Origin of the sequence: Pseudomonas shirazensis (assembly GCF_014268785.2) — a bacterium.
Classification (GTDB): domain Bacteria; phylum Pseudomonadota; class Gammaproteobacteria; order Pseudomonadales; family Pseudomonadaceae; genus Aquipseudomonas; species Aquipseudomonas shirazensis.
The window spans coordinates 353,623-374,684 of record NZ_JABWRD020000003.1 but is presented as its reverse complement, the minus strand read 5'-3'; the positions used below and the strand labels follow the sequence as shown (position 1 = coordinate 374,684).

General features: G+C 62.6%; 23 protein-coding genes. 7 read left to right on the top strand and 16 right to left on the bottom strand.

Going from position 1 to position 21,062, the window contains the following annotated elements; all coding sequences use genetic code 11:
* Positions 1-25: 25 nt before the first annotated feature.
* Both erpA and argC read right to left on the bottom strand, forming a co-directional pair.
* Complete coding sequence (gene erpA, locus HU736_RS17615) at positions 26-376, bottom strand: iron-sulfur cluster insertion protein ErpA (protein WP_103435172.1); 351 nt, start codon at positions 374-376, stop codon at positions 26-28.
* A 133-nt stretch (positions 377-509) separates the two neighbouring features.
* The gene (argC, locus tag HU736_RS17610; protein ID WP_101322361.1) at positions 510-1,544 is read right to left on the bottom strand and encodes an N-acetyl-gamma-glutamyl-phosphate reductase; all 1,035 of its coding nucleotides are present in this window, start codon (positions 1,542-1,544) and stop codon (positions 510-512) included.
* Between the two features lie 141 nt (positions 1,545-1,685).
* Here argC and hemJ point away from each other — a divergent pair, with 141 nt between their 5' ends.
* From hemJ to HU736_RS17580, 6 genes are all read left to right on the top strand, one after another.
* Positions 1,686-2,111 carry a protoporphyrinogen oxidase HemJ gene (gene hemJ / locus HU736_RS17605; protein ID WP_101322362.1) on the top strand — a complete coding sequence of 142 codons (426 nt, stop codon included), beginning with the start codon at positions 1,686-1,688 and terminating at the stop codon, positions 2,109-2,111.
* Between the two features lie 86 nt (positions 2,112-2,197).
* Complete coding sequence (locus HU736_RS17600; RefSeq protein WP_103435174.1) at positions 2,198-2,980, top strand: SDR family NAD(P)-dependent oxidoreductase; 783 nt, start codon at positions 2,198-2,200, stop codon at positions 2,978-2,980.
* Positions 2,981-3,043: 63 nt separating this feature from the next.
* Entirely contained in the window at positions 3,044-3,382 is a 339-nt protein-coding gene (locus HU736_RS17595) for a histidine triad nucleotide-binding protein (RefSeq protein WP_101322364.1), read from the top strand.
* 66 nt (positions 3,383-3,448) lie between these two features.
* Positions 3,449-4,096: a 2-polyprenyl-3-methyl-6-methoxy-1,4-benzoquinone monooxygenase gene (coq7, locus tag HU736_RS17590; RefSeq protein WP_186700388.1), complete on the top strand. Its 648-nt coding sequence runs from the start codon at positions 3,449-3,451 to the stop codon at positions 4,094-4,096.
* A 10-nt stretch (positions 4,097-4,106) separates the two neighbouring features.
* A complete protein-coding gene (locus tag HU736_RS17585; RefSeq protein ID WP_186700390.1) occupies positions 4,107-5,147 on the top strand; it encodes a DUF2157 domain-containing protein in 1,041 nt (346 codons plus the stop codon).
* Positions 5,147-5,578, top strand: coding sequence for a hypothetical protein (locus HU736_RS17580; protein ID WP_103435177.1), 432 nt, complete (start codon positions 5,147-5,149; stop codon positions 5,576-5,578). The genes HU736_RS17585 and HU736_RS17580 overlap by 1 nt, the downstream gene beginning before the upstream one ends.
* On the opposite strand, the gene HU736_RS17575 is transcribed toward HU736_RS17580, so the two are convergent.
* Positions 5,554-5,976: an OsmC family protein gene (locus HU736_RS17575; protein WP_101322368.1), complete on the bottom strand. Its 423-nt coding sequence runs from the start codon at positions 5,974-5,976 to the stop codon at positions 5,554-5,556. The two genes, HU736_RS17580 and HU736_RS17575, sit on opposite strands and share 25 nt — an antisense overlap.
* A gap of 186 nt (positions 5,977-6,162) precedes the next feature.
* Between HU736_RS17575 and crp the strand changes: the two genes are divergently transcribed.
* The gene (gene crp / locus HU736_RS17570) at positions 6,163-6,807 is read left to right on the top strand and encodes a cAMP-activated global transcriptional regulator CRP (RefSeq protein WP_103435178.1); all 645 of its coding nucleotides are present in this window, start codon (positions 6,163-6,165) and stop codon (positions 6,805-6,807) included.
* On the opposite strand, the gene HU736_RS17565 is transcribed toward crp, so the two are convergent.
* The 13 genes from HU736_RS17565 to HU736_RS17505 all read right to left on the bottom strand — a co-directional run bounded on the left by HU736_RS17565 (position 6,804) and on the right by HU736_RS17505 (position 21,032).
* Positions 6,804-7,508, bottom strand: coding sequence for a lipoate--protein ligase family protein (locus HU736_RS17565; RefSeq protein WP_103435179.1), 705 nt, complete (start codon positions 7,506-7,508; stop codon positions 6,804-6,806). The two genes, crp and HU736_RS17565, sit on opposite strands and share 4 nt — an antisense overlap.
* A gap of 66 nt (positions 7,509-7,574) precedes the next feature.
* Positions 7,575-8,411, bottom strand: coding sequence for an indole-3-glycerol phosphate synthase TrpC (trpC, locus tag HU736_RS17560; RefSeq protein ID WP_186700392.1), 837 nt, complete (start codon positions 8,409-8,411; stop codon positions 7,575-7,577).
* Positions 8,408-9,457, bottom strand: coding sequence for an anthranilate phosphoribosyltransferase (gene trpD, locus HU736_RS17555; protein WP_103435181.1), 1,050 nt, complete (start codon positions 9,455-9,457; stop codon positions 8,408-8,410). The genes trpC and trpD overlap by 4 nt, the downstream gene beginning before the upstream one ends.
* 10 nt (positions 9,458-9,467) lie before the next feature.
* Positions 9,468-10,061, bottom strand: coding sequence for an aminodeoxychorismate/anthranilate synthase component II (locus HU736_RS17550; RefSeq protein WP_103435182.1), 594 nt, complete (start codon positions 10,059-10,061; stop codon positions 9,468-9,470).
* A gap of 145 nt (positions 10,062-10,206) precedes the next feature.
* Positions 10,207-11,688 (bottom strand): anthranilate synthase component I, encoded by a 1,482-nt coding sequence (trpE, locus tag HU736_RS17545; protein ID WP_101322373.1) that lies wholly within the window; start codon positions 11,686-11,688, stop codon positions 10,207-10,209.
* Between the two features lie 69 nt (positions 11,689-11,757).
* The gene (locus tag HU736_RS17540) at positions 11,758-12,576 is read right to left on the bottom strand and encodes a phosphoglycolate phosphatase (protein WP_103435184.1); all 819 of its coding nucleotides are present in this window, start codon (positions 12,574-12,576) and stop codon (positions 11,758-11,760) included.
* Positions 12,573-13,247 carry a ribulose-phosphate 3-epimerase gene (rpe, locus tag HU736_RS17535; protein WP_103438663.1) on the bottom strand — a complete coding sequence of 225 codons (675 nt, stop codon included), beginning with the start codon at positions 13,245-13,247 and terminating at the stop codon, positions 12,573-12,575. Before rpe ends, HU736_RS17540 begins: the two co-directional genes overlap by 4 nt.
* A gap of 123 nt (positions 13,248-13,370) precedes the next feature.
* Positions 13,371-14,198 carry an ABC transporter permease gene (locus HU736_RS17530; protein WP_101322376.1) on the bottom strand — a complete coding sequence of 276 codons (828 nt, stop codon included), beginning with the start codon at positions 14,196-14,198 and terminating at the stop codon, positions 13,371-13,373.
* An 11-nt stretch (positions 14,199-14,209) separates the two neighbouring features.
* On the bottom strand, positions 14,210-15,457 hold the full coding sequence (locus HU736_RS17525; RefSeq protein WP_101322377.1) for an ABC transporter permease: 1,248 nt from the start codon (positions 15,455-15,457) through the stop codon (positions 14,210-14,212).
* Positions 15,458-15,520: 63 nt separating this feature from the next.
* Positions 15,521-16,558: an ABC transporter substrate-binding protein gene (locus tag HU736_RS17520; protein WP_186700394.1), complete on the bottom strand. Its 1,038-nt coding sequence runs from the start codon at positions 16,556-16,558 to the stop codon at positions 15,521-15,523.
* A 40-nt stretch (positions 16,559-16,598) separates the two neighbouring features.
* Entirely contained in the window at positions 16,599-17,723 is a 1,125-nt protein-coding gene (locus HU736_RS17515; protein ID WP_101322379.1) for an ABC transporter ATP-binding protein, read from the bottom strand.
* Between the two features lie 282 nt (positions 17,724-18,005).
* The gene (locus HU736_RS17510; RefSeq protein WP_103435186.1) at positions 18,006-18,635 is read right to left on the bottom strand and encodes a response regulator; all 630 of its coding nucleotides are present in this window, start codon (positions 18,633-18,635) and stop codon (positions 18,006-18,008) included.
* A gap of 9 nt (positions 18,636-18,644) precedes the next feature.
* On the bottom strand, positions 18,645-21,032 hold the full coding sequence (locus HU736_RS17505; RefSeq protein WP_186700396.1) for a PAS domain-containing sensor histidine kinase: 2,388 nt from the start codon (positions 21,030-21,032) through the stop codon (positions 18,645-18,647).
* Positions 21,033-21,062 lie beyond the last annotated feature (30 nt).

Genomic DNA, 21,062 nt, shown 5'->3' with positions numbered 1-21,062 from the left:
CGGCGTTTTGCCAATCAGCCCTGCTTCAGATCGAGAACGAAGAACCGCAGCCACAGGTGGTGGTGGCGTTAGGGTTCTTGATCACGAAACGCGAGCCTTCCAGACCTTCCTGGTAATCGACTTCGGCGCCAGCCAGGTATTGGTAGCTCATTGGATCGACCACCAGCGCAACGCCTTCGCGCTCGACGATGGTGTCGTCGTCCGCCACTTCTTCATCGAAGGTGAAGCCGTACTGGAAGCCCGAACAGCCGCCGCCCGTCACGAACACGCGCAACTTCAGACGAGCATTGCCCTCTTCGCTGACCAGGTTCTTCACCTTGCTTGCAGCACCTTGGGTGAACTCCAAAGCCGTGGGGGTGAAGGATTCGACGCTCATGTTGACTCTCCCGGCGCAGTGCCGCCATAAAACTCGATGGCGGCTATTATCCGCTTCTCCGAGAAAAATGGTCAACAATACGTAAGCAGCAGTCGACCCGCCTTACGCCGCAGCAAAAGGCGGGTCGCCGCGATCAAGGTAGCAAGCCGGCGTGGGACAAGCCCATGCGCTCGTCCAGGCCGAACAGGATGTTGAGGTTCTGTACCGCCTGCCCTGATGCGCCCTTGACCAGGTTGTCGATCACCGACAGCACCACCACCAGGTCACCACCTTGCGGCCGGTGTACGGCGATACGGCAGACGTTGGCGCCGCGCACACTGCGGGTTTCCGGGTGGCTGCCAGCCGGCATTACATCGACGAACGGTTCATCGGCGTAGCGTTTTTCGAACAAGGCCTGCAGGTCGACCGACTTGTCGACGACATTTGCGTACAGCGTGGCGTGAATACCGCGGATCATCGGTGTCAGGTGCGGGACGAAGGTCAGGCCGATGTCCTGGCCAGCCGCCAGACGCAGGCCCTGGCTGATTTCTGGCAGGTGGCGGTGCCCTTTGACCGCATAGGCCTTCATGCTTTCGCCGGATTCGCAGAACAGCGAACCGACCGCAGCCCCACGCCCCGCACCGCTGACCCCGGACTTGCAGTCGGCGATCAAGCGCGATGGATCGGCCAGGCCAGCTTCGAGCAACGGCAACAGGCCAAGCTGGGTAGCGGTTGGATAGCAGCCCGGCACAGCGATCAGACGTGCCTGACGGATCTTCTCGCGGTTCACCTCAGGCAAACCATAGACCGCATCCTTGAGCAGCTCCGGCGCACCGTGCGGCTGGCCGTACCACTTGCCCCACTCGACCGCGTCCTGCAGGCGGAAGTCAGCCGACAGGTCGATAACTCGGGTACCGGCCGCCAGCAACTCGCCAGCCAGGGCGTGGGCAACGCCGTGCGGGGTGGCAAAGAACACCACGTCACAGGCCGCCAGGGCCTTGCTGTCGGGCACGCTGAAGGCCAGGCCGTCGTAATGACCACGCAGGTTCGGGTACATATCGGCCACTGCCACACCGGCTTCCGAGCGCGAGGTGATGACCGCGACTTCGGCCTGAGGATGCTGCGCCAGCAGACGCAACAGTTCGACCCCGGTGTAACCCGTGCCGCCGACGATACCGACCTTGATCATAACGCTTGCCCCTTATCAACGATGCGACTGGAAAGCGCACGATGATAGGGCTGCCAGCCGCCTGTAACAACTCTTGGGATGCGCCGCAGGTGCTTCACCACTACTATCCGACCACCGTGAAAACCTGAAGGAACACCCTCCATGCTTTACCTATGGATCAAAGCGCTGCACATCGTCAGCGTGGTCTGCTGGTTCGCCGGCCTGTTTTACCTGCCACGGCTGTTCGTTTATCACGCGCAAAGCGAGGACAGCACCAGCCAGGAGCGCTTCACCGTGATGGAGCGCAAGCTGTATCGCGGCATCATGAATCCGGCGATGATCGCCACCTTCGTGTTCGGCATCTGGATGCTCTACCTGACCCCAGGCTGGCTCAGCCAGGGCTGGATGCATGCCAAGCTGACTCTGGTAATCCTGCTGACCGGCTACCATCACATGTGCGGCGCTCAGCGCAAACGCTTCGCTGCTGGCACCAACAAGCGCAGCCATGTGTTCTACCGCTGGTTCAACGAGGTACCGGTACTCCTGCTGTTGGCGATTGTCATTCTGGTAGTGGTCAAACCGTTCTGACCCACTGGGGCGCTGTAGCAAAAGGCAACACCTCTGTTGGCCACGCTGTACACTAGCGCCCCTTTCCGTCGCCCCAGGAGCCGCGCATGACCCGTTACGCCATGATCACCGGTGCTTCCAGCGGCCTGGGCCTGGCCCTGGCGGAAGCCCTGGCGCGGCGTGGCCGTAGCCTGATCCTGGTGGCGCGCCATCGCGAGACCCTCGAACCGCTGGCAATCGAGCTGGCTCAGCGCTTTGGCGTCGAGGTGCTGCTGCGTGCCTGCGACCTCAGCCAGCCGCTGCGTTTGTCGAGCTTTGTACTTGAGCTGGAAGAAGGCGAGCGGCGCATTGACCTGCTGGTCAACTGCGCCGGGCACCGCACGTATGGCCCGTTTCTGGCCCACGAGTGGGCTGACGAACAAGACCTGCTCGAGGTCAACATCCTCGCCCTGACCCGCCTGTGCCACGCCATTGGCAACCTGATGGCGATCCAGGGCGGTGGGCAGATTCTCAACGTTGCTTCGCTGGCAGCTGTGGCCCCCGGCCCGTGGATGGCCTGCTACGCCGCGAGCAAGGCTTATGTGCTGAGCTTTTCCGAAGCCCTGCGCGAAGAGCTTGGCCGTACCGGCATCAAGGTCTCGGTGCTGTGTCCAGGCCCAGTACGCTCGGCACTGCGCAAGATCCCCAGGCTGGACAACGGCCAGCGCTGCCTGAGCGCCGAAGAAGTGGCGTTGTATACCGTCCGCGCACTGGACAAGAACCGCCCGCTGATCATGCCCGGTCGGCGCAATCGCTGGCTGGCGAGACTGCCACGCCTCCTGCCGCGTTGGTTGACGCGCAAGCTGGCCGGCTTGATCAATCGCCGTTACTGCCCGCTGGAAGCGCAATAGCACTGTGCGCGCAGCGCCGTGCTGGGTACACTCAGCTCGGACCCTGACCATGGAGCAAGTGCTGTGGAGACTCTCTTCACCAAGATCATCAACCGGGAAATCCCGGCCAAGATCATCTACGAGGATGACCAGGTTCTGGCCTTCCACGATATCGCCCCGCAGGCGCCGGTACATTTTCTGGTTATCCCGAAAAAGCCGATCCGCACCCTAAACGACCTGACCGAAGATGACAAGGCCGTCGCCGGCCATATCCTCTTCACCGCGCAGCGTCTGGCCAAGGAGCTGGGTTGCGAAGACGGTTTCCGCGTAGTCATGAACTGCAACGAACTGGGCGGCCAGACGGTCTACCATATTCACATGCACGTGCTCGGCCAGCGCCAGATGCACTGGCCACCGGGCTGATCCAAGGCAAGCCCCGGCCAGGGGTTTGCGGTAAACTGTCGGGCATCACTCTTGCGGAGGTGCCCGATGGCTACCGAACGTCACTATTCGCCGCTCGACCGCTTGTTGCTGCAGGCCGATACCGCCATGCGCACCTTGCTGCCTTTCAGCGGCCAACCTAGCCGCCCTTCTCCTGCAATCATCCAGCCCGACGCTGACCTGGACGACGCGCAAACGCGCCACGTCGCCGGCTTGATGCGCATCAACCACACGGGTGAAGTCTGCGCCCAGGCGCTGTACCAGGGGCAATCGCTGACCGCCCGCCTGCCTCAGGTGCGCAAGGCGATGGAGCATGCAGCCGAAGAAGAGATCGACCATCTGGCCTGGTGCGAGCAGCGTATTCGCCAACTCGGCAGCCATCCCAGTGTGCTCAACCCATTGTTCTACGGCATGTCGTTCGGCATCGGCGCAATCGCCGGGCTGGTCAGCGACAAGGTCAGCCTTGGCTTCGTTGCGGCAACCGAGCATCAGGTCTGCAAGCATCTGGATGAACATCTCGAGCAGTTGCCCAGCGAAGATGAAAAATCCCGGGCCATTCTCGAGCAGATGCGGATCGATGAAGAGCACCATGCCGACGCGGCACTGGAAGCCGGCGGCTATCGCTTCCCGGCGCCCGTGCGCTTTGGCATGAGCCTGATGGCCAAGGTCATGACCAAAAGCACCTACCGCATCTAGGAATACACAGATGACCGAACGTTTCGATGCCAAGGATCTGGCGCGTGCGGTCGACGCCAGTATTCTGCAACCCGGCCAGGATCAGGCGCTGCTGAATTTCCTGCGGCGCCAACCGGCTGCTCAAGCCAGCTTCCAACTGGCGCATGTAGCGTTCTACCTCGGCGGCCTGCTGATCATGGCCGCCATGGGCTGGCTGCTGACCGAAGCCTGGATGAGCATCGGTGATTCAGCACTGCTGGCTATCGCCCTGCTGTATATCGCCGTATTGACCACATCAGCCCTGGCCCTGCAACGGCGCCAGCAGCTTGTGCCTGCCGGCGTGCTCGGCGCAGTGGCGGTGAGCATTGTGCCGCTGAGCGTGTTTGCTCTACAGCGCTTGCTGGGCTGGTGGCCGCTGGACGACACTCAGGTCGACTTCCATCAGTACTACACCAACGTGCAAGCCGGCTGGCTGCTGATGGAGGCGGCGACGGTGCTCGCTGGCCTGCTGATGCTGCGCCTGATTGCCTTCCCGTTCATCGTCATGCCGATCGCAGTGGCGCTGTGGTTCATGTCGATGGACCTGACCGAGTGGATATACGGCGCGCCGTTCAGCTGGGAGCAGCGGCGCCTGGTCTCGGTCTGGTTCGGCCTGGGCGTGCTGCTGCTGAGCATCGTGGTCGATGGACGCACGCGCAAGGACTACGCCTTCTGGGGTTACCTGGCTGGCCTGGCAGCGTTCTGGGGCGGGTTGACCCTGCTCGACAGCGGCAGCGAATGGGGCAAAGCCATGTATGGCTTGATCAACCTGGGCCTGATGGGCCTGGCGGTGCTGCTGCGACGGCCGATCTTCATGGTGTTCGGCGCCGTCGGCGTGGCGGCCTACCTGGGCTACCTGTCCTATCAGGTGTTTGCCGACTCGCTGTTGTTCCCGCTGCTGCTGACCTTGATCGGCCTCGGCGTGATCGGTCTGGGCCTTGTCTACCAAAAGCATCGTGAAAAGCTCAGTGCCAGCTTACGCGGCAACTTGCCTGAACGCCTGCTCGCGCTGTTACCCGGGCTGCGTCGATAATGTCGAGAGTTGCCCGGCGCCTGCTGCAAAGTCTGGGCTTGCCGTTGATGGCCTACCTGTTCATATGCCTGATGACCGCGCAAATCCGGCAAGCGAGCTTCAGTCTCACGCTACCCAGCCTGGGCGAACCCGACAGCAATAGTGCACTTGAACTGCTGCTGTTGAGCCTGCCGGGGCAGTTACTGTTTGTGCTGGCGGGCTGCTTTACCCACAGACGCCGACTGCTGCTTGGCGTCTTCTTGCTGGCCGCCAGCATCACGGCACTGTTGCAGTGCCTGGTGTTTGCCCAATGCTTCGGCACCACGTGGAGCACCGCCGAGACTTTCATCCTGCTGGCCAGCAATGCACCAGCACTGCTGCTGGCGCTGCTGCCTGGGCTGGCCTTGCTCTACAACACGGAAACAACTCAGCCGAGTTCGACGATCTCATAGCTGTGGGTGATTTCCACACCTGCGCGGCCGAGCATGATCGACGCCGAGCAGTACTTCTCTGCTGACAGCTCGACAGCGCGCTTGACCTGCGCTTCCTTGAGGCCGCGACCCTTGACCACGAAGTTGAGGTGGATCTTGGTGAACACCTTCGGATCTTCGTCAGCGCGCTCGGCTTCGAGGAATGCTTCGCAGCTCTCCACTGCCTGGCGCGATTTCTTCAGAATGCTGACCACGTCGAAGTTGCTGCAGCCACCGAGGCCGAGCAGGAGCATCTCCATCGGCCGCACGCCAAGGTTGCGCCCACCGGCTTCGGGCGGACCGTCCATGACCACGACATGGCCGCTACCCGATTCACCGAGGAACATGGCTTCACCGGCCCATTGGATGCGTGCCTTCATGCTTGTCGACTCCAGATACGTAGAAAGGGTGCCAGCTTAAGCCTTGTAAGCCCGTCGGAAAAGCTCAACTCAACACGCATCGCTGCCGATACACTGGGCAGCGCCTGATAAGCTGGCGCCAAATGACTGGCGCGGCCTGCCAGCCGATCCGAAAAGCCTCTGTATCGCATCGAACAGGATGTCCTGATGGTTGTGTCCGCCCTCTCCGCCAAGATCAAGAACATCGACAAATTGCTGGCGCACTGCCAGCGCCGCCGGTTTGCCGCCAAGAGCGATATCCTCTGTGCCGGCGACCGGGCTGAAACCTTGTCGTTCATCATCAAAGGCTCGGTCACCGTGATCATCGAAGATGACCAGGACCGCGAGATGATCATCGCCTACCTCAACGATGGCGATTTCTTCGGTGAGCTGGGCTTGTTCGAGCCAGTCGGCAAGGAGCAGTATCGCAGCGCCTGGGTGCGGGCCAAGACCGAATGCGAAGTAGCCGAGATCAGCTACGAGAGATTCCGCGAGGTCGCCCGCCTCGACCCTGAGATTCTCTACGCCTTGGGCAGCCAGATGGCCCAGCGCCTGCGCAACACCACGCGCAAGGTCGGCGACCTGGCGTTCTTCGATGTCACCGGGCGCGTCGCCCGTTGCCTGCTCGACTTGTGCAAGCAGCCCGATGCCATGACTCATCCGGACGGCATGCAGATCAAGATCACCCGCCAGGAGATCGGGCGGATCGTGGGTTGTTCACGGGAGATGGTCGGCCGCGTCCTCAAGGATCTGGAGGAGCGCAGCCTGGTTCAGGTCAAGGGCAAAACCATGGTGGTGTACGGCACCCGTTAATCTTGGGGCAGACCTGCGATCACCTCAGCATAGGCGGCAGACAGGCGCTCGAACCAGGGCACTGCCGGCGCCACTTCATGCAGGGCGATATGACTGTCGGCGCGGCAGTGCTGATCGATGCCGCAGCACTGATTGAAGCGGTTGACCGCCGCCACCATCGACTCGCGCTGGTTATCCAGCAGCAGGGCGCCATGCACCAGCACTACCGGGCGCTTGCCGCCCAGGCCCTGGCGCCAGCGCTGAGCAGTGCCGACCAGCTTGCGCCCGTTGAGGTTGACGTTGTAACGTCCGTCGCAGAAGGCGCCATCGATCTCGCCCAGCGAAGCCACCCCGCCCCACTCGCGCAGAACCTCACACAGCGGCTGACACAAACGCTCATAAGCGTTCTCGATACGGCCATGGTCGCCTTCGCTACGCGGGGCAACATACACCAGCGCGACGTTGACCGTTGCATGCGATTGCGGCACCGGTTCGCCGCCAGTCTCGCGTAGCAGCACCGGCCAGCCAGCGATGGCCAGCTCGGCGCAGGCAACCTCGAAGTTGTCCTGCCGGCTCAGCCGCCGCGGCATCACCAGCGCCTGATCGGTCGGGCGCCAGAACAGCACGCCGGCCTCGGCATCGCCGCGGCACACGGCGGCGAGCAGGTCCTGCTCGGCTTGCAGGCCCTGCGCGACGGTCAGGGCCAGAGGTTGTTCGCTCATCGGGATGCCACCTTTTAGCCACCTTCTAGAAACAACGAAGCCGGCAATGGCCGGCTTCAAGGTCAATCAGTCCAGTTCCTGAACCACGTTCTGTACCGGCCGCTGCGGGAAGAACAGCCGCTGCAATTCCTGCCCCGGTTGCTCAGCACGCATGAACGCTTCGCCAACCAGGAACGAGTACACCCCGTTGATTTCCATCAGCTCGACATCGGCCCGGTTGAAGATCCCGCTCTCGGTGATCGCCAGCCGCTCACGCGGAATTCGTGGCAGCAGGTCGAGGGTGGTTTCCAGGCTGACGTCAAAGGTGTGCAGGTTACGGTTGTTGACCCCGACCAATGGTGTGTCGAGGGTGTTCAAGGCCCGCTCCAGCTCATCGCCGTCATGCACTTCGACCAGCACATCCAGGCCGACCGACTTGGCCACAGCGGCCAGTTCGGCCATGCGCACATCATCCAGCGCAGAGACAATCAGCAGCACGCAATCGGCGCCCAACGCACGGGCTTCGACGATCTGGTACGGATCGATCATGAAGTCCTTGCGAATCACCGGCAGCTTGCAGGCCGCGCGGGCCTGCTGCAGGTAGGCATCGGCGCCCTGGAAATAATCGATGTCGGTCAGCACCGACAGGCAGGTCGCGCCGCCCCTCTCGTAACTGACGGCGATGTCGGCCGGGACGAAGTTTTCGCGGATCACGCCCTTGCTCGGTGAGGCCTTCTTGATTTCGGCAATCACCGCAGGCTGCTTGCGCTTGGCCTGTTCGATCAGCGCATTGGCGAAGCCACGCGGCGCATCAGCAGCCTTGGCCAGTTGCTCGAGCTCGGCCAGGCTGATCCGGGCACGGCGCTCGGCGACTTCCTCGACCTTGCGGGCGAGGATGTTTTCCAGCACGGTCGGCACGCTCATGCTTCGTTCTCCTGCTTGAATACGGCGGTAAAGGCGCCCAGTTCCTGGAGTTTTTCCCAGGCCAGGCCGGTGTGCAATACATCGCTGGCAAGCTCTACGCCCTGGGCCAGGGTCATTGCGTGGTCTGCTGCGTACAGCGCGGCGCCCGCATTGAGCACGATCATCTCGGCGGCCTTCTGGCCGTTTTCGGTCTTGCGCCGGCCCAAGGCATCGCGGATCAGTTCATACGAGGCCTGCGGGTTTTCCACAGCCAGGCCATGCAGGCTCTGGCTCTTCATGCCGAGGTCTTCGGGCTCGACCCAATACTCGCTGATCTCACCTTTTTTCAGCTCGGCAACAAAGGTCGGCGCTGCCAGGCTGAACTCATCCAGGCCATCCTTGGAGTGCACCACCAACACGTGCTTGCTGCCCAGGCGCTGCAGCACCTCGGCCAGCGGCCGGCACAAGGTCTGGGCGAACACGCCAACCACCTGGTGTTGCACTCCGGCCGGATTCGTAAGCGGGCCAAGCATGTTGAACAAAGTGCGCAGGCCCAGCTCGCGACGCGGGCCCGCGGCGTACTTCATGGCTTTGTGGTGACTCTGCGCGAACATGAAGCCGATGCCCAGGCTGTCGATGCAGCGGGCAACCTGCACTGGCGTCAGGTTCAGGTAAATCCCGGCCGCCTCGAGCAGGTCGGCACTGCCACTTTTGCCCGAGACTGCGCGGTTGCCGTGTTTGGCCACTTTGCAGCCAGCCGCGGCGAGCACAAACGACGCCGCCGTGGACACGTTGAAGATGTTCGCACCGTCACCGCCGGTACCGACCACGTCGACCACGCCGTCGAGGCTTTCCAGCTCGACCTTGTCTGCCAGCTCACGCATCACCGAGACCGCGCCGACGATTTCGTCGATGCTCTCGCTCTTCATGCGCATGCCCATCAGGAAGGCACCGATCTGCGCCTCGCTGCACTGGCCGGTCATGATCTGGCGCATGACGTCGCTCATTTCTGCAGTCGACAGGTCCAGGTGGCCAACGATACGGCTCAACGCGCTTTTGATATCCATGCTCGAATCCTTAACGGCGGCCGCCGGTCTGCTTGAGGAAGTTGGCGAACAGCTCGTGGCCCTGCTCGGTAAGAATCGACTCGGGGTGGAACTGCACCCCTTCGATGTTCAAGGTCTTGTGGCGCAGGCCCATGATTTCATCCACCGAGCCATCGTCGTGGGCAGTCCAGGCGGTCACCTCAAGGCACTCGGGCAGCGTCTCGCGCTTGACCACCAACGAATGGTAACGGGTCACCGTGAGCGGATTGTTCAGTTCGGCAAACACCCCAAGGTCGCGATGATGGACCGGGCTGGTCTTGCCATGCATCACCTGGCGGGCGCGGACTACGTCGCCGCCAAAGGCCTGGCCGATCGACTGGTGGCCAAGGCAAACGCCAAGGATCGGCAGCTTGCCGGCAAAATGCAGAATGGCCTCGATCGACACACCGGCTTCGCTCGGGGTGCACGGGCCTGGTGAGACCACGATGCGCTCGGGGTTGAGTGCTTCGATCTGGGCGATGGTCATCTCGTCATTGCGGATGACCTTGACCTCGGCCCCCAACTCGCCAAAGTACTGGACGACGTTGTAGGTGAAGGAGTCATAGTTGTCGATCATCAGTAACATGTGCGGCAAACCTCTAGAAGACTGACTTCTGATTCGAACCTTGCGCTTGCGCCTCCAGGCGCGGGTCATCCCGCACGGGGCGCTGGGTCAAGCACAAGGCAGGCAGATGGAGCGAGGCCGCGTGGCGGCCAGCCAACTCAACACATCAACGCGACGGGGTCTGTTCCGCCAGGGCTACGGCGCGGAACATCGCGCGGCGCTTGTTGATGGTTTCTTCCCACTCCAGTGCAGGCACCGAATCAGCAACGATACCGCCACCGGCCTGAACATGCAGTTCGCCATCCTTGATCACCGCGGTGCGAATGGCGATCGCGGTGTCCATGTTGCCGTTCCAGGCAAAGTAACCGACTGCACCGCCATACACGCCACGCTTGACCGGCTCGAGCTCGTCGATGATTTCCATGGCACGGATCTTCGGCGCGCCGGACAAGGTGCCGGCCGGCAGGATCGCCCGCAGTGCATCCATTGCGGTCAAGCCCTCGGCCAGTTGGCCGGTGACGTTGGAGACGATGTGCATGACGTTGGAATAGCGCTCGATCACCATCTTCTCGGTCAGGCGCACGCTGCCAGTTGCCGAAACGCGGCCGACATCGTTGCGGCCCAGATCGATCAGCATCAGGTGCTCGGCGATTTCCTTGGCGTCGGACAGCAGGTCGTCTTCCAGCGCGCGGTCGGCTTCTTCGTTGGCACCGCGTGGGCGGGTGCCGGCGATTGGGCGCACGGTGACCAGGTTGTCTTCGACCCGCACCAGCACTTCCGGCGAACTGCCGACGACATGGAAGTCACCGAAGTTGAAGAAGTACATATAAGGCGTCGGGTTGAAGCAGCGCAGCGCGCGATAAAGGTCAATGGGCGCGGCCTTGAAGTCGATCGACATGCGCTGCGACGGCACCACCTGCATGCAGTCGCCGGCGAGGATGTACTCCTTGACCGTATCGACCGCACGTTCGTAATCATCCTGGGTGAAGCTTGAACGGAATGCCGGTTCGGCAGCCATCGGCCCGCTCAGGTCAAGGCCGCGACGTGGCGTGATCGGCTCGCGCAGCTTGGCCAGCAGCGCCTGCAGGCGCGCCTGGCCCTGTTCGAGGGCGTCTTCGGCAGACGGGTCGACCAGCACGATCGCGTGCATCTTGCCGGCCAGGTTGTCGAACACCACTACTGCGTCCGAGACCATCAGCAGAATGTCCGGCACACCCAGTGGGTCCGGGTTCGGGCAGGCTCCCAGGCGTTTTTCCACATAACGCACGCAGTCGTAACCGAAGTAGCCGACCAGGCCGCCATTGAAGCGCGGCAGGCCGGCGATATCGGCAACCTTGTAACGCTCTTTGAACGCTTCGACGAAGGCCAGCGGGTCTTCCACCTCGTGGCTTTCTACCTCGACACCGTCTTCAAGGATGCTCACCTGATAGCCGTGCACGCGCAGCACCGTGCGCGATGGCAGGCCGATCATCGAGTAACGGCCCCACTTCTCGCCGCCCTGAACGGATTCGAGCAGGTACGAGTTGGCCTGATCAGCCAGCTTCAGGTAGATCGACAACGGCGTGTCGAAGTCGGCCAGGGTTTCGCAGGCCAAAGGAATGCGGTTGTAGCCAGCAGCGGCCAGACGCAGGAATTCTTCGCGGGTCATGAGTAGCCTCGGAGCAAGAGCAATGGGGTCAGGCAAACGGACGGGCCGGCAGCTGCCGGCGAGCAGAAGTCAGGCGCGCCAACGCCAACGGGCCAGGGCCTTGATGACTTTCATCCAGTATTTGCCGATAACCGCCACGATGGACTCTCTGTCTTTGGAGGCTGGAAGGTCGGCCAACGTTATCCCAGTGTCGGTGACTACGCAACCAGGCAACAGGATGCGCAGATCACTGATCACCAGGCTGGGCGATTCTTCCTCGATTGGCCGGCCGTGGTTGTAGCCATAGCTGAGGCCAACCGACTGCACCCCGGCGGCTTTGGCAGCGAGCACATCGCTGCGCGAATCGCCGACGAACACCGCCTGCGCCGGGCTGACCCCGGCCATTTTCATCACGAACAGCAACGCCGCCGGGTCAGGTTTTTTCTGTGGCAGGGTGTCGCCGCCAATGATCCAGCGGAAATAGCGACCGATCTTCATCTGATCCAGCAGCGGCGCGACAAAGCGCTCCGGCTTGTTGGTGATCAGCGCCATCTCCACGCCTTGCTTGTGCAGCCAGCGCAAGGTGTCGCGCACGCCCGGGTAGACCACGGTGAGCTCATGGCTTTCGGCATAGGCCTCCATGAACAGGGCCAGGCCATGCTCGGCCAGCGCGTCGTCAACCGTGCCGTGGTCAAGGCCTCCCGCCAGTGCCCGGCGCACCAGTACCGGTGCGCCATTGCCGACCCAGTGGCGAACCGCCTCAAGGCCGGCCGGCGGGCGACCGAGTTCGAGCAGCATGCGGTCTACCGCTGCAGCCAGGTCGGGGACAGAGTCGATCAGCGTGCCATCCAGATCGAACATCACCAACTTGGGCAGCGTCCCCGGGAACAGCTGCTCGAAGCCGCTCATGGGCGGGCCAGGGCCATTTCGGCGCGCATCTTGGCGATCACTTCCTGGTAGTCCGGCGCATTGAAGATCGCCGAGCCGGCGACAAAGGTGTCGGCGCCAGCAGCGGTGATCTCGCGGATATTGTTGACGTTGACGCCGCCGTCGATCTCCAGGCGGATGTCACGCCCGCTGGCATCGATCAGCGCGCGTGCTTCACGCAGCTTGTCGAGGGTGCCAGGGATGAACTTCTGCCCGCCGAAGCCTGGGTTGACGCTCATCAGCAAGATCATGTCGACCTTGTCCATCACGTACTTCAGGGTCTCCAGACCGGCAGCCGGGTTGAACACCAGGCCAGCCTTGCAGCCGCCGTCACGAATCAACTGCAGCGAGCGGTCGATGTGCGTGGTCGCGTCCGGGTGGAAGGTGATGTAGGTAGCGCCGGCTTCGATGAAGTCGCCGATGATGCGGTCGACCGGGCTGACCATCAGGTGCACATCGATCGGCGCGGTGACGCCGTATTTGCGCAGTGCGCTGCACACCATCGGGCCGATGGTCAGGTTGGGGACATAGTGGTTGTCCATTACATCGAAGTGGACGATGTCGGCGCCGGCGGCCAGTACCTTGTCGACGTCTTCACCCAGGCGGGCGAAATCGGCAGAAAGAATGGACGGGGCAATAGCGTAGGGCTGCATGGCGCACCTGTAGGCAGAAATCACGGTGGCGCGCATTGTACCTCAGCCCCGCGGGATGGGGGCTGATTGGTGTCAATCCTGCTGCAGCGCGCCAGCCCGAGGGTGGGGGCTGGCGCCAGCAGGTTACTCTGGCTGTTGTGTACGCAGTTTTTCGCTGCGCCCACGCAGCCATTCCAGGGTCAGCAACAGCACCACTGAGAAAGCGATGAGCAAGGTCGCTGCCGCAGCGATGGTCGGGCTCAGGTTCTCGCGAATACCGCTGAACATCTGCCGCGGCAGGGTTGCCTGTTCAGGCCCGGCGAGAAACAGCGTGACCACCACTTCATCGAACGAGGTGGCGAAGGCAAACAATGCCCCCGAGATCACCCCAGGGGCAATCAGCGGCAAGGTCACCCGACGGAACGCGGTCAGCGGCGAGGCACCGAGGCTGGCCGCGGCCCGCACCAGGTTGTAGTTGAAGCCCTGCAGGGTGGCCGACACGGTGATGATCACAAACGGTACGCCCAGCACCGCGTGCACCAGGATCAACGAGATGAAGCTGTTGCCCAAGCCCAGCGGGGCAAAGAACAAATAGCTCGCGACACCGATGATCACCACTGGCACCACCATCGGCGAGATCACCAGGGCCATCACCAACGACTTGCCGGGGAAGTCGCCGCGGGTCAGGCCAATCGCGGCCAGGGTGCCGAACACCATTGCCAGCACAGTCGCCGCAGGGGCGACGATGATGCTGTTGCGCAGGGCGCGCATCCACTCCGCCGAAGCGAAGAAGTCCTGATACCAGTGCAGCGAAAAGCCCTGCAGCGGGTACACCAGAAAGCTGCCGCTGTTGAACGACAGCGGGATGATCACCAGTATCGGCAGCACCAGGAACAACAGGATCAGGCCGCAGAGGATCCGCAGGCTGTAGAACCACACCCGCTCGATGGGTGACATATAGGGGCTCAGCATGACAAGGCTCCTCAGCTCAGACGCAGGCGGCTGGCGCCGACCAGCCAGCTATAGATCAGGTACAGCAGCACGGTTGCCAGCAGCAACAGCCCGCCCAGTGCGGTGGCCATGCCCCAGTTGATGCTGGTGTTGGTGTAGAAGGCCACGAAGTAGCTGACCATTTGATCGTTCGGGCTGCCGAGCAGCGCCGGGGTGATGTAGTAGCCGATCGCCAGAATGAACACCAGCAGGCAACCTGCGCCAATACCTGCGTAGGTCTGCGGGAAGTACACCCGCCAGAAACTGGCGAACGGATGGCAGCCCAGCGAAATCGCTGCGCGCATATAGCTCGGCGAGATGCCCTTCATGACGCTGTACAACGGCAGGATCATGAATGGCAGGAGGATATGCACCATCGAGATGTACACCCCGGTGCGGTTGAACACCAATTCCAACGGCTCGTCGATGATACCCATCGCCATCAGCGCACTGTTGATCAACCCGCCCGACTGCAACAGCACGATCCAGGCAGCGACCCGCACCAGAATCGAGGTCCAGAACGGCAACAGCACGAGAATCATCAACAGGTTGCTCTGCCGGGTTGGCAGGTTGGCTAGCAGATAGGCCAACGGGTAAGCCAGCAGCAGGCAGATCACGGTGATGACCACACCCATCCACAGGGTGCGGGTGAAGATATCCAGGTAGATCGCCTGGTCCGGCGTGGCCTTGGCTATCTCACCGAGGTCATCGATGCGGTGATCGACCGAGGCCAGCAGGTAATAGGGGGTGACGGTGCTGGTATTGCGGCGGATCGCCTGCCAGTAGGCAGGATCGCCCCAACGCTCATCCAGGTTTTGCAGTGCTTCCTTATAGGAAGCCGGTTCGCTCGCGAACGGCAGCGCCCGGGCAGTCTTCGACAGCAGGCTGCGGTAACCGGCCAGCTCCATGTTCAAACGCTTGGAAAGGTCACCGAGGGTCTGGTTCTTGCGCGCCTCGGCCAGGTCCTGGCTCAGCGCCTGATACACCGGTTCGCCAGGCAGGCTCTTGCCATCCCACTGCTGGACCGCCTCGACGGTGCGCGGCAGGCCGGCGACCACCTCGGGGTTGGCCACGCTCTTGAACAACAGCGCCGCAATCGGCACCAGGAACACCAGCAGAAGAAACAGCGCCAGCGGCGCGATCAACGCCTGGGCCTTCCAGCGGTTGACCCGCTCGGCATGCTTGAGGCGCTGTTTGAGGCTTTTACCTGCGCCTTCGTTCAGGGGCACTGCAATGGCCATGGCGAACTCCGAAAATCTGGAAAACGGGGAGCGCCGGAGATACCCGGCGCTCCGAGGGCGCAGTTACTTCTTCGCCGCCCAGGCGTTGAAGCGTTGCTCCAGCTGCTCGCTGTTGTCAGCCCAGAAGGCCACGTCGATCTGCACCTGGTTGGCGATGTTTTCAGGCGTGGTCGGCATGTCTTTCTTCACGTCATCCGCCAGCAGCGCGACCGCCTTGGAATTGGCCGGACCGTAGGCAATGTTTTGCGAATAGGTCTTCTGCTGCTCGGGCGCAACGCTGAAGGCGATGAAGTCCTTCGCCTCTTTGCTGTTCTTCGCGCCTTTAGGAATGGCCCAGGCGTCAAAGTCGTAGATGCCGCCGTTCCATACCACCTTGAGGTTGCTTTCTTTCTGCACGGCAGCGATGCGACCGTTGTAGGCCGAGCTCATCACTACGTCGCCAGAGGCAAGGTACTGCGGCGGCTGGGCGCCGGCTTCCCACCACTGAATGCTCGGTTTGAGCTGATCGAGCTTTTTGAAGGCGCGATCCTGACCGGCTTTGGTCGCCAGTTCCTTGTAGACGTCCTTGGGCGCAACACCGTCGGCCATCAACGCGAACTCAAGGGTGTACTTGGCACCTTTGCGCAGGCCGCGCTTGCCCGGGAACTGCTTGGTATCCCAGAAATCAGCCCAGCTGGTTGGTGCGGTCTTGAGTTTGTCGGCGTTGTAGGCCAGCACCGTGGACCAGACGAAGAAGCCGACACCGCAAGGCTGAATAGCGCCTTTGACGTAGTCCGCCTCGTTACCGAACTGAGCGGGATCGATTTCCTCGAACAGGCCCTCGTCGCAACCACGGGCTAGCTCCGGCGATTCGACTTCGACCAGGTTCCACGACACGCTCTTGGTATCGACCATGGCTTTGACCTTGGCCATTTCACCGTTGTACTCCCCGGCGATGATCTTGCCCTTGCCGGCCTTTTCCCACGGCTCGTAGAAGGCTTTGACCTGGGCGGCCTTGTTGGCACCACCGAACGACACCACGGTCAGGTCTGCGGCGGCCATGGCCTGGCTGGCGGCGAACAGGCCGAGGGCCACGGCGGTCAGTTTCAACTGCTTGCGCATTATTATTCTCTCCACAGTACAGGGTTGGTTAAGCGAGCCTTCAATGGGCTTCGGCAATCGGATCGAGCGCGCGGGCGTGTTCGACTTCCCAGCCCAGCGGTACCACATCGCCCACGGCCAGGGCCGGGTCGAGTTCGGCAATCGGCTGCTTCACGAAGAAGTCGCCCTTGCCGCAGACTTCCAGACGCACCCGTACGTGGTCGCCCAGATAGATGAACTCGGCCACGCGGCCGGAGAATCGGTTGGCGCAGTGCTCGCTGTGGCCATTGAGGCGGACCCTCTCGGGGCGGATCGACAAGGTCACCGGATCGCCCGCCTGGCCGACATTCACCGCCAACGCCTCGACCTTCTCGCCCCGCGCCAGCTGCACCTGGCAGCGCTCGCCATTGCGCGCCAGCAAGGTGCCGCTGAGGCGGTTGTTTTCACCGATGAAGTTGGCGACGAAGGTATTGCGCGGCTCTTCATAGAGGGTGCGCGGGTCGGCGATCTGCTGAATTTCGCCCTGATGGAACACTGCCACCCGGTCAGACATGGTCAGTGCTTCGCTCTGGTCGTGGGTGACGTAGACCACGGTCACACCCAGGCGCTGGTGAATGTGCTTGATCTCCATCTGCATGTGCTCACGCAGTTGTTTGTCCAGCGCCCCGAGCGGTTCGTCCATCAGCACCAGCTGCGGCTCGAAAACCAGAGCACGAGCCAATGCCACCCGTTGCTGCTGGCCGCCGGAGAGCTGACCGGGGTAGCGCTGGGCGAAGGCGTCGAGCTGAACCATGCCAAGCACGCGCTTGACCCGCTCGCTGATGTCGGTCTTGCTCAGGTTGCGCACGCTCAGGGGGAAGGCAAGGTTCTCGGCGACGGTCATGTGCGGGAACAATGCGTAGTTCTGGAACACCATGCCGATATCGCGCTTATGCGGTGGCACGTTGTTGATCGAGCGCCCACCGAGGAGGATTTCGCCGGCGGTGGGGGTTTCAAAACCGGCCAGCATCATCAGGCTGGTGGTCTTGCCCGAGCCGGACGGGCCGAGCAAGGTCAGGAACTCGCCCTTGCGGATGTCCAGATTGAGGTCTTTGACGATCAACGACTCGCCGTCGTAGCTCTTCTGCACACCACGGAAACTGACCAGCGTGTCGCCGCTGGCAGTGTTCGAATTCGCCTCGCTCATGCCTGCACCTTTTTGTTGGATGACTGCGTGAGAGAAGCTTAGACAAGGCGCAATTGCCGGCAAATCGGGGCCGCTGAGAGAATGCCATCATCCCCTTGGAAGATTGCCTGTAGGGATCGCCCTACACGGATGGCGTTATTAGATAGGCATTTCGGTAGCTGTGCGACTGCGCCAGGGAGGTCGTGAGTACCAGGCAGCCGCGTCCTTGAGCGCGGCACGTGCCGCATGCGCTGCTCGCAGTGTCAGGTGCGCGGGTGACTGCCGACGTCGTCGGCAGAACAGTTACACCAGCTTGTGCTCCATGGCGTACTTCACCAGCTCGGCCAAGGAGTTGACCTTGAGCTTCTGCATCAGCCGCGCTTTGTGGGTGCTGATGGTCTTGCTCGACAGCGCCAGCTGCAGCGCGATGTCATTGACGTTGGCGCCCTGGGCAAGGCGCTCGAACACCGAAAACTCGCGCTCCGACAGCAGCGTATGCAGCGGCCGGGTGTCGGTCAGGCCGACCTCGAACACCATCCGGTCAGCCAGCGCCGGGTCGATGTAGCGCCCTCCTCCCGCCACTCTGCGGATGGCCGTCAACAACAGCGCCGGGTCGCTGTCCTTGGTCGCGTAGCCGGCGGCGCCTGCCTTCAACGCCCGCGCAGCCATTTGCGCCTCGTCATGCATCGACAGCATGAGAATTGCCGGCGGGTTGTTCAGTGCGCGGATGCGCGGGATCGCCTCTAGGCCATTGACCCCCGGCATGGAAATATCCAGCAAAACCACTTCGCACGGGGTGTGGCGCAATGCATCCAGCAACTGCTCGCCATTGCCCGCCTCGGCCACCACCTGCATGTCCTTGGCCAGACCGATCAGTTGCTTGATGCCCTCGCGGACAATGGTGTGGTCTTCTGCCACCAGCACTCGAATCACGCTTGTCTCCTAATCCAGAGGGATACTGACGCTCAGGCTGCTGCCCTCGCCGGGTTCACTGTCCAGGGTCATGCTGCCACCCAGCATCAATACCCGCTCACGCATACCGACCAGGCCAAACGAGGTCGGCCTGGGTTGATCTGGGCAAAAACCGACACCGTCATCGATCACACTCAGGCGCAGGGTGCTGCCAGTGCGCAGCAGCTCGATCTGCACGGTGTGCGCCTGGGCATGGCGCATCACGTTGGTCAGCGCCTCCTGCAGTATCCGAAACAGCCCGGTGGCCTTGGCATCACTCAATGCTGGCAGATTATCCGGCACCTGCACCAGACACGGTATCTGCGTGCGCGCTTCGAAGCGGCGCGCCTGCCATTCAATGGCCGAGGCGATGCCGGCATCAAGGATCGGCGGGCGCAGGGCAGTGGCGACATCACGCACCAGCTGGAACAACTGCGCTATCAAGCGCTTCATGCTCGCCAGGCGCTCGTGCAGGCCGGGGTCGAGCTCGGCATAGGCCAGCTCGCACATCGACACTTCGAGCTTGAGCACGGTCAGCATCTGCCCCAGTTCATCATGCACTTCGCGGGCAATGCGGGCCTTTTCTTCTTCGCGCACGCTCTCAAGGTGGGCAGACAACTCGCGCAACTGCCCCTCGGAGCGGGCCAGGGCCAGCTCGGCGCGTTTGCTCTGGCTGATGTCCCAGACCACGCCATCCCAAACCACGCGCCCGTCGGCCAGGCGCCGGGTACTGGCCTTGATGTCAGCCCAGCGCTGATCGCCCTGGCGGGTGACGATGCGCCCCTGCCACGACCAGTCCTGATTGTTGGCCAGAGCCAGGTCCTGGACCCGGTGATAATCACTGCGGTCATCCGGATGGACCAGGTTGCGCAAGCCCATCTGCGGATGCTGGATGGCTGCCGGAGTGTAGCCAACCAGGGCTTCGCTACCCTCGCTGATATAGGGGAATTCCAGCTCGCCGGCAGCAGGGTTGCGTTCGAGCCGAAACACCAGCCCCGGTACGTTGCCGGCAATGCCCTTGAGCTGCGCTTCGCTTTCGCGCAGGGCCGCCACGGTGCGCCGGCGCTCGGTGACATCGGTGAGAAACATCACCAGGTATTCAGCATCGCGAAAGCGCAAAAAACTCAGCGACAGATCGACCGGCAACACGCTGCCATCGGCACACCGGCACTGACTCTCGAATTGCTCGGCGCCGCCGTTGCCAGCCCGCACCCGGCGCCACAGCTCCAGCCAACGGTCCATGTCCAGGTTGGGCTCGAAGTCACGCAGCGGCCGGTCCAGCAGTTGCCCTTCGGCGTAGCCAAGCATGCCCTCGGCCGCGTGGTTGGCGTAGCGCACATGGCTGTCCCAGTTGATCCAGAGGATACCGACGGTGCTGTGGTCGATGGAAAACTGGCTCAGGCGCAGTGCCTGTTCGCGGCCGTGGCGCTCGGCCAACGCTTCGCGCGCCTGCAACAAGCTGCGTTCCAGCTGGCGCTGCTCACGGCGCTGCCAGAGCAAGGTGGCGATGGCACACAGCAACAGCAGCCCAAACAACAGCGCCAGGTTCTGCCAGAAACCCGCGCTCTCGCTCAAGCGCGGGTACTTGGGCTGCAGCCAGCGCTGGTGCAATTGCTCCAGCTGCTTGGCCGGCATCGCTTGTAGCCCGCGCTCGAGCACATCGGCCAACAGCGGCCAGTCACGCCGCGAACCGATCCGCAGCAGTTGCGGCAAGCCGATGTCACCGACCACGACGAGATCGCTGAACTCGCTTTCGCGCGACAGGCGGCTGAGCTGCGCTTCGTCGACCACAGCAAAGCTCGCCTGCGCCCCGAGCAGGGCTTGCAACGCCTGCCGCTCGTTGGGCACGCCTTGCAGGTTGAGGTGGGTGTAGTTACTGCGCAGGTATTCGGCCAGCGGGCTGGGCATGCGCACCACTATCCGTTCGCTGGGCTCAAGCTTTTCCAGTTCGACCGCCACCGCGCCGCTGCGCGGCCCGACCACCAGCTGCGGCACGCGCATGTACGGGTCGCTGAACAGCCACAGGCGCAGGCTGGCCGGGGTCTGCGTGAGGCCTGGGGCGAAGTCGATCTCACCAGCCTTGAGGGCATGTTCAAGCGCTGCCTGGTCAGCGAAATTGCGCCAGGTCAGGTCCAGCCCGAGCGCCTGCGCCAGCCAGCTGACCAGTTCGACGTTGGCCCCATACAGCTGCTGCAGGCGCCGGTCGAACTGCGCATAAGGCGCCTGCAGCACCAGGCCCACGCGCAGGCTGCGGTGCTCCTCCAGCCATTGTTGCTGAACCGGCTCCAGCGCCACCGTCGGCACCGCAGCGGGCCGTGCCAGGGCGATCAAGGGCAGGCACAGGCAGCCGATAACCAACAGGCGACGCATTCGCTTCATCTATACGCTCGACTTGGCAAGCGCGACCAC

Bases quoted from the DNA above. Each gene is read 5' to 3' on its own strand.
- erpA (WP_103435172.1), bottom strand. From the start codon at position 376: ATGAGCGTCGAATCCTTCACCCCCACGGCTTTGGAGTTCACCCAAGGT.
- argC (WP_101322361.1), bottom strand. From the start codon at position 1,544: ATGATCAAGGTCGGTATCGTCGGCGGCACGGGTTACACCGGGGTCGAA.
- hemJ (WP_101322362.1), top strand. From the start codon at position 1,686: ATGCTTTACCTATGGATCAAAGCGCTGCACATCGTCAGCGTGGTCTGC.
- HU736_RS17600 (WP_103435174.1), top strand. From the start codon at position 2,198: ATGACCCGTTACGCCATGATCACCGGTGCTTCCAGCGGCCTGGGCCTG.
- coq7 (WP_186700388.1), top strand. From the start codon at position 3,449: ATGGCTACCGAACGTCACTATTCGCCGCTCGACCGCTTGTTGCTGCAG.
- HU736_RS17585 (WP_186700390.1), top strand. From the start codon at position 4,107: ATGACCGAACGTTTCGATGCCAAGGATCTGGCGCGTGCGGTCGACGCC.
- HU736_RS17580 (WP_103435177.1), top strand. From the start codon at position 5,147: ATGTCGAGAGTTGCCCGGCGCCTGCTGCAAAGTCTGGGCTTGCCGTTG.
- HU736_RS17575 (WP_101322368.1), bottom strand. From the start codon at position 5,976: ATGAAGGCACGCATCCAATGGGCCGGTGAAGCCATGTTCCTCGGTGAA.
- crp (WP_103435178.1), top strand. From the start codon at position 6,163: ATGGTTGTGTCCGCCCTCTCCGCCAAGATCAAGAACATCGACAAATTG.
- HU736_RS17565 (WP_103435179.1), bottom strand. From the start codon at position 7,508: ATGAGCGAACAACCTCTGGCCCTGACCGTCGCGCAGGGCCTGCAAGCC.
- trpC (WP_186700392.1), bottom strand. From the start codon at position 8,411: ATGAGCGTGCCGACCGTGCTGGAAAACATCCTCGCCCGCAAGGTCGAG.
- trpD (WP_103435181.1), bottom strand. From the start codon at position 9,457: ATGGATATCAAAAGCGCGTTGAGCCGTATCGTTGGCCACCTGGACCTG.
- HU736_RS17550 (WP_103435182.1), bottom strand. From the start codon at position 10,061: ATGTTACTGATGATCGACAACTATGACTCCTTCACCTACAACGTCGTC.
- trpE (WP_101322373.1), bottom strand. From the start codon at position 11,688: ATGACCCGCGAAGAATTCCTGCGTCTGGCCGCTGCTGGCTACAACCGC.
- HU736_RS17540 (WP_103435184.1), bottom strand. From the start codon at position 12,576: ATGAGCGGCTTCGAGCAGCTGTTCCCGGGGACGCTGCCCAAGTTGGTG.
- rpe (WP_103438663.1), bottom strand. From the start codon at position 13,247: ATGCAGCCCTACGCTATTGCCCCGTCCATTCTTTCTGCCGATTTCGCC.
- HU736_RS17530 (WP_101322376.1), bottom strand. From the start codon at position 14,198: ATGCTGAGCCCCTATATGTCACCCATCGAGCGGGTGTGGTTCTACAGC.
- HU736_RS17525 (WP_101322377.1), bottom strand. From the start codon at position 15,457: ATGGCCATTGCAGTGCCCCTGAACGAAGGCGCAGGTAAAAGCCTCAAA.
- HU736_RS17520 (WP_186700394.1), bottom strand. From the start codon at position 16,558: ATGCGCAAGCAGTTGAAACTGACCGCCGTGGCCCTCGGCCTGTTCGCC.
- HU736_RS17515 (WP_101322379.1), bottom strand. From the start codon at position 17,723: ATGAGCGAGGCGAATTCGAACACTGCCAGCGGCGACACGCTGGTCAGT.
- HU736_RS17505 (WP_186700396.1), bottom strand. From the start codon at position 21,032: ATGAAGCGAATGCGTCGCCTGTTGGTTATCGGCTGCCTGTGCCTGCCC.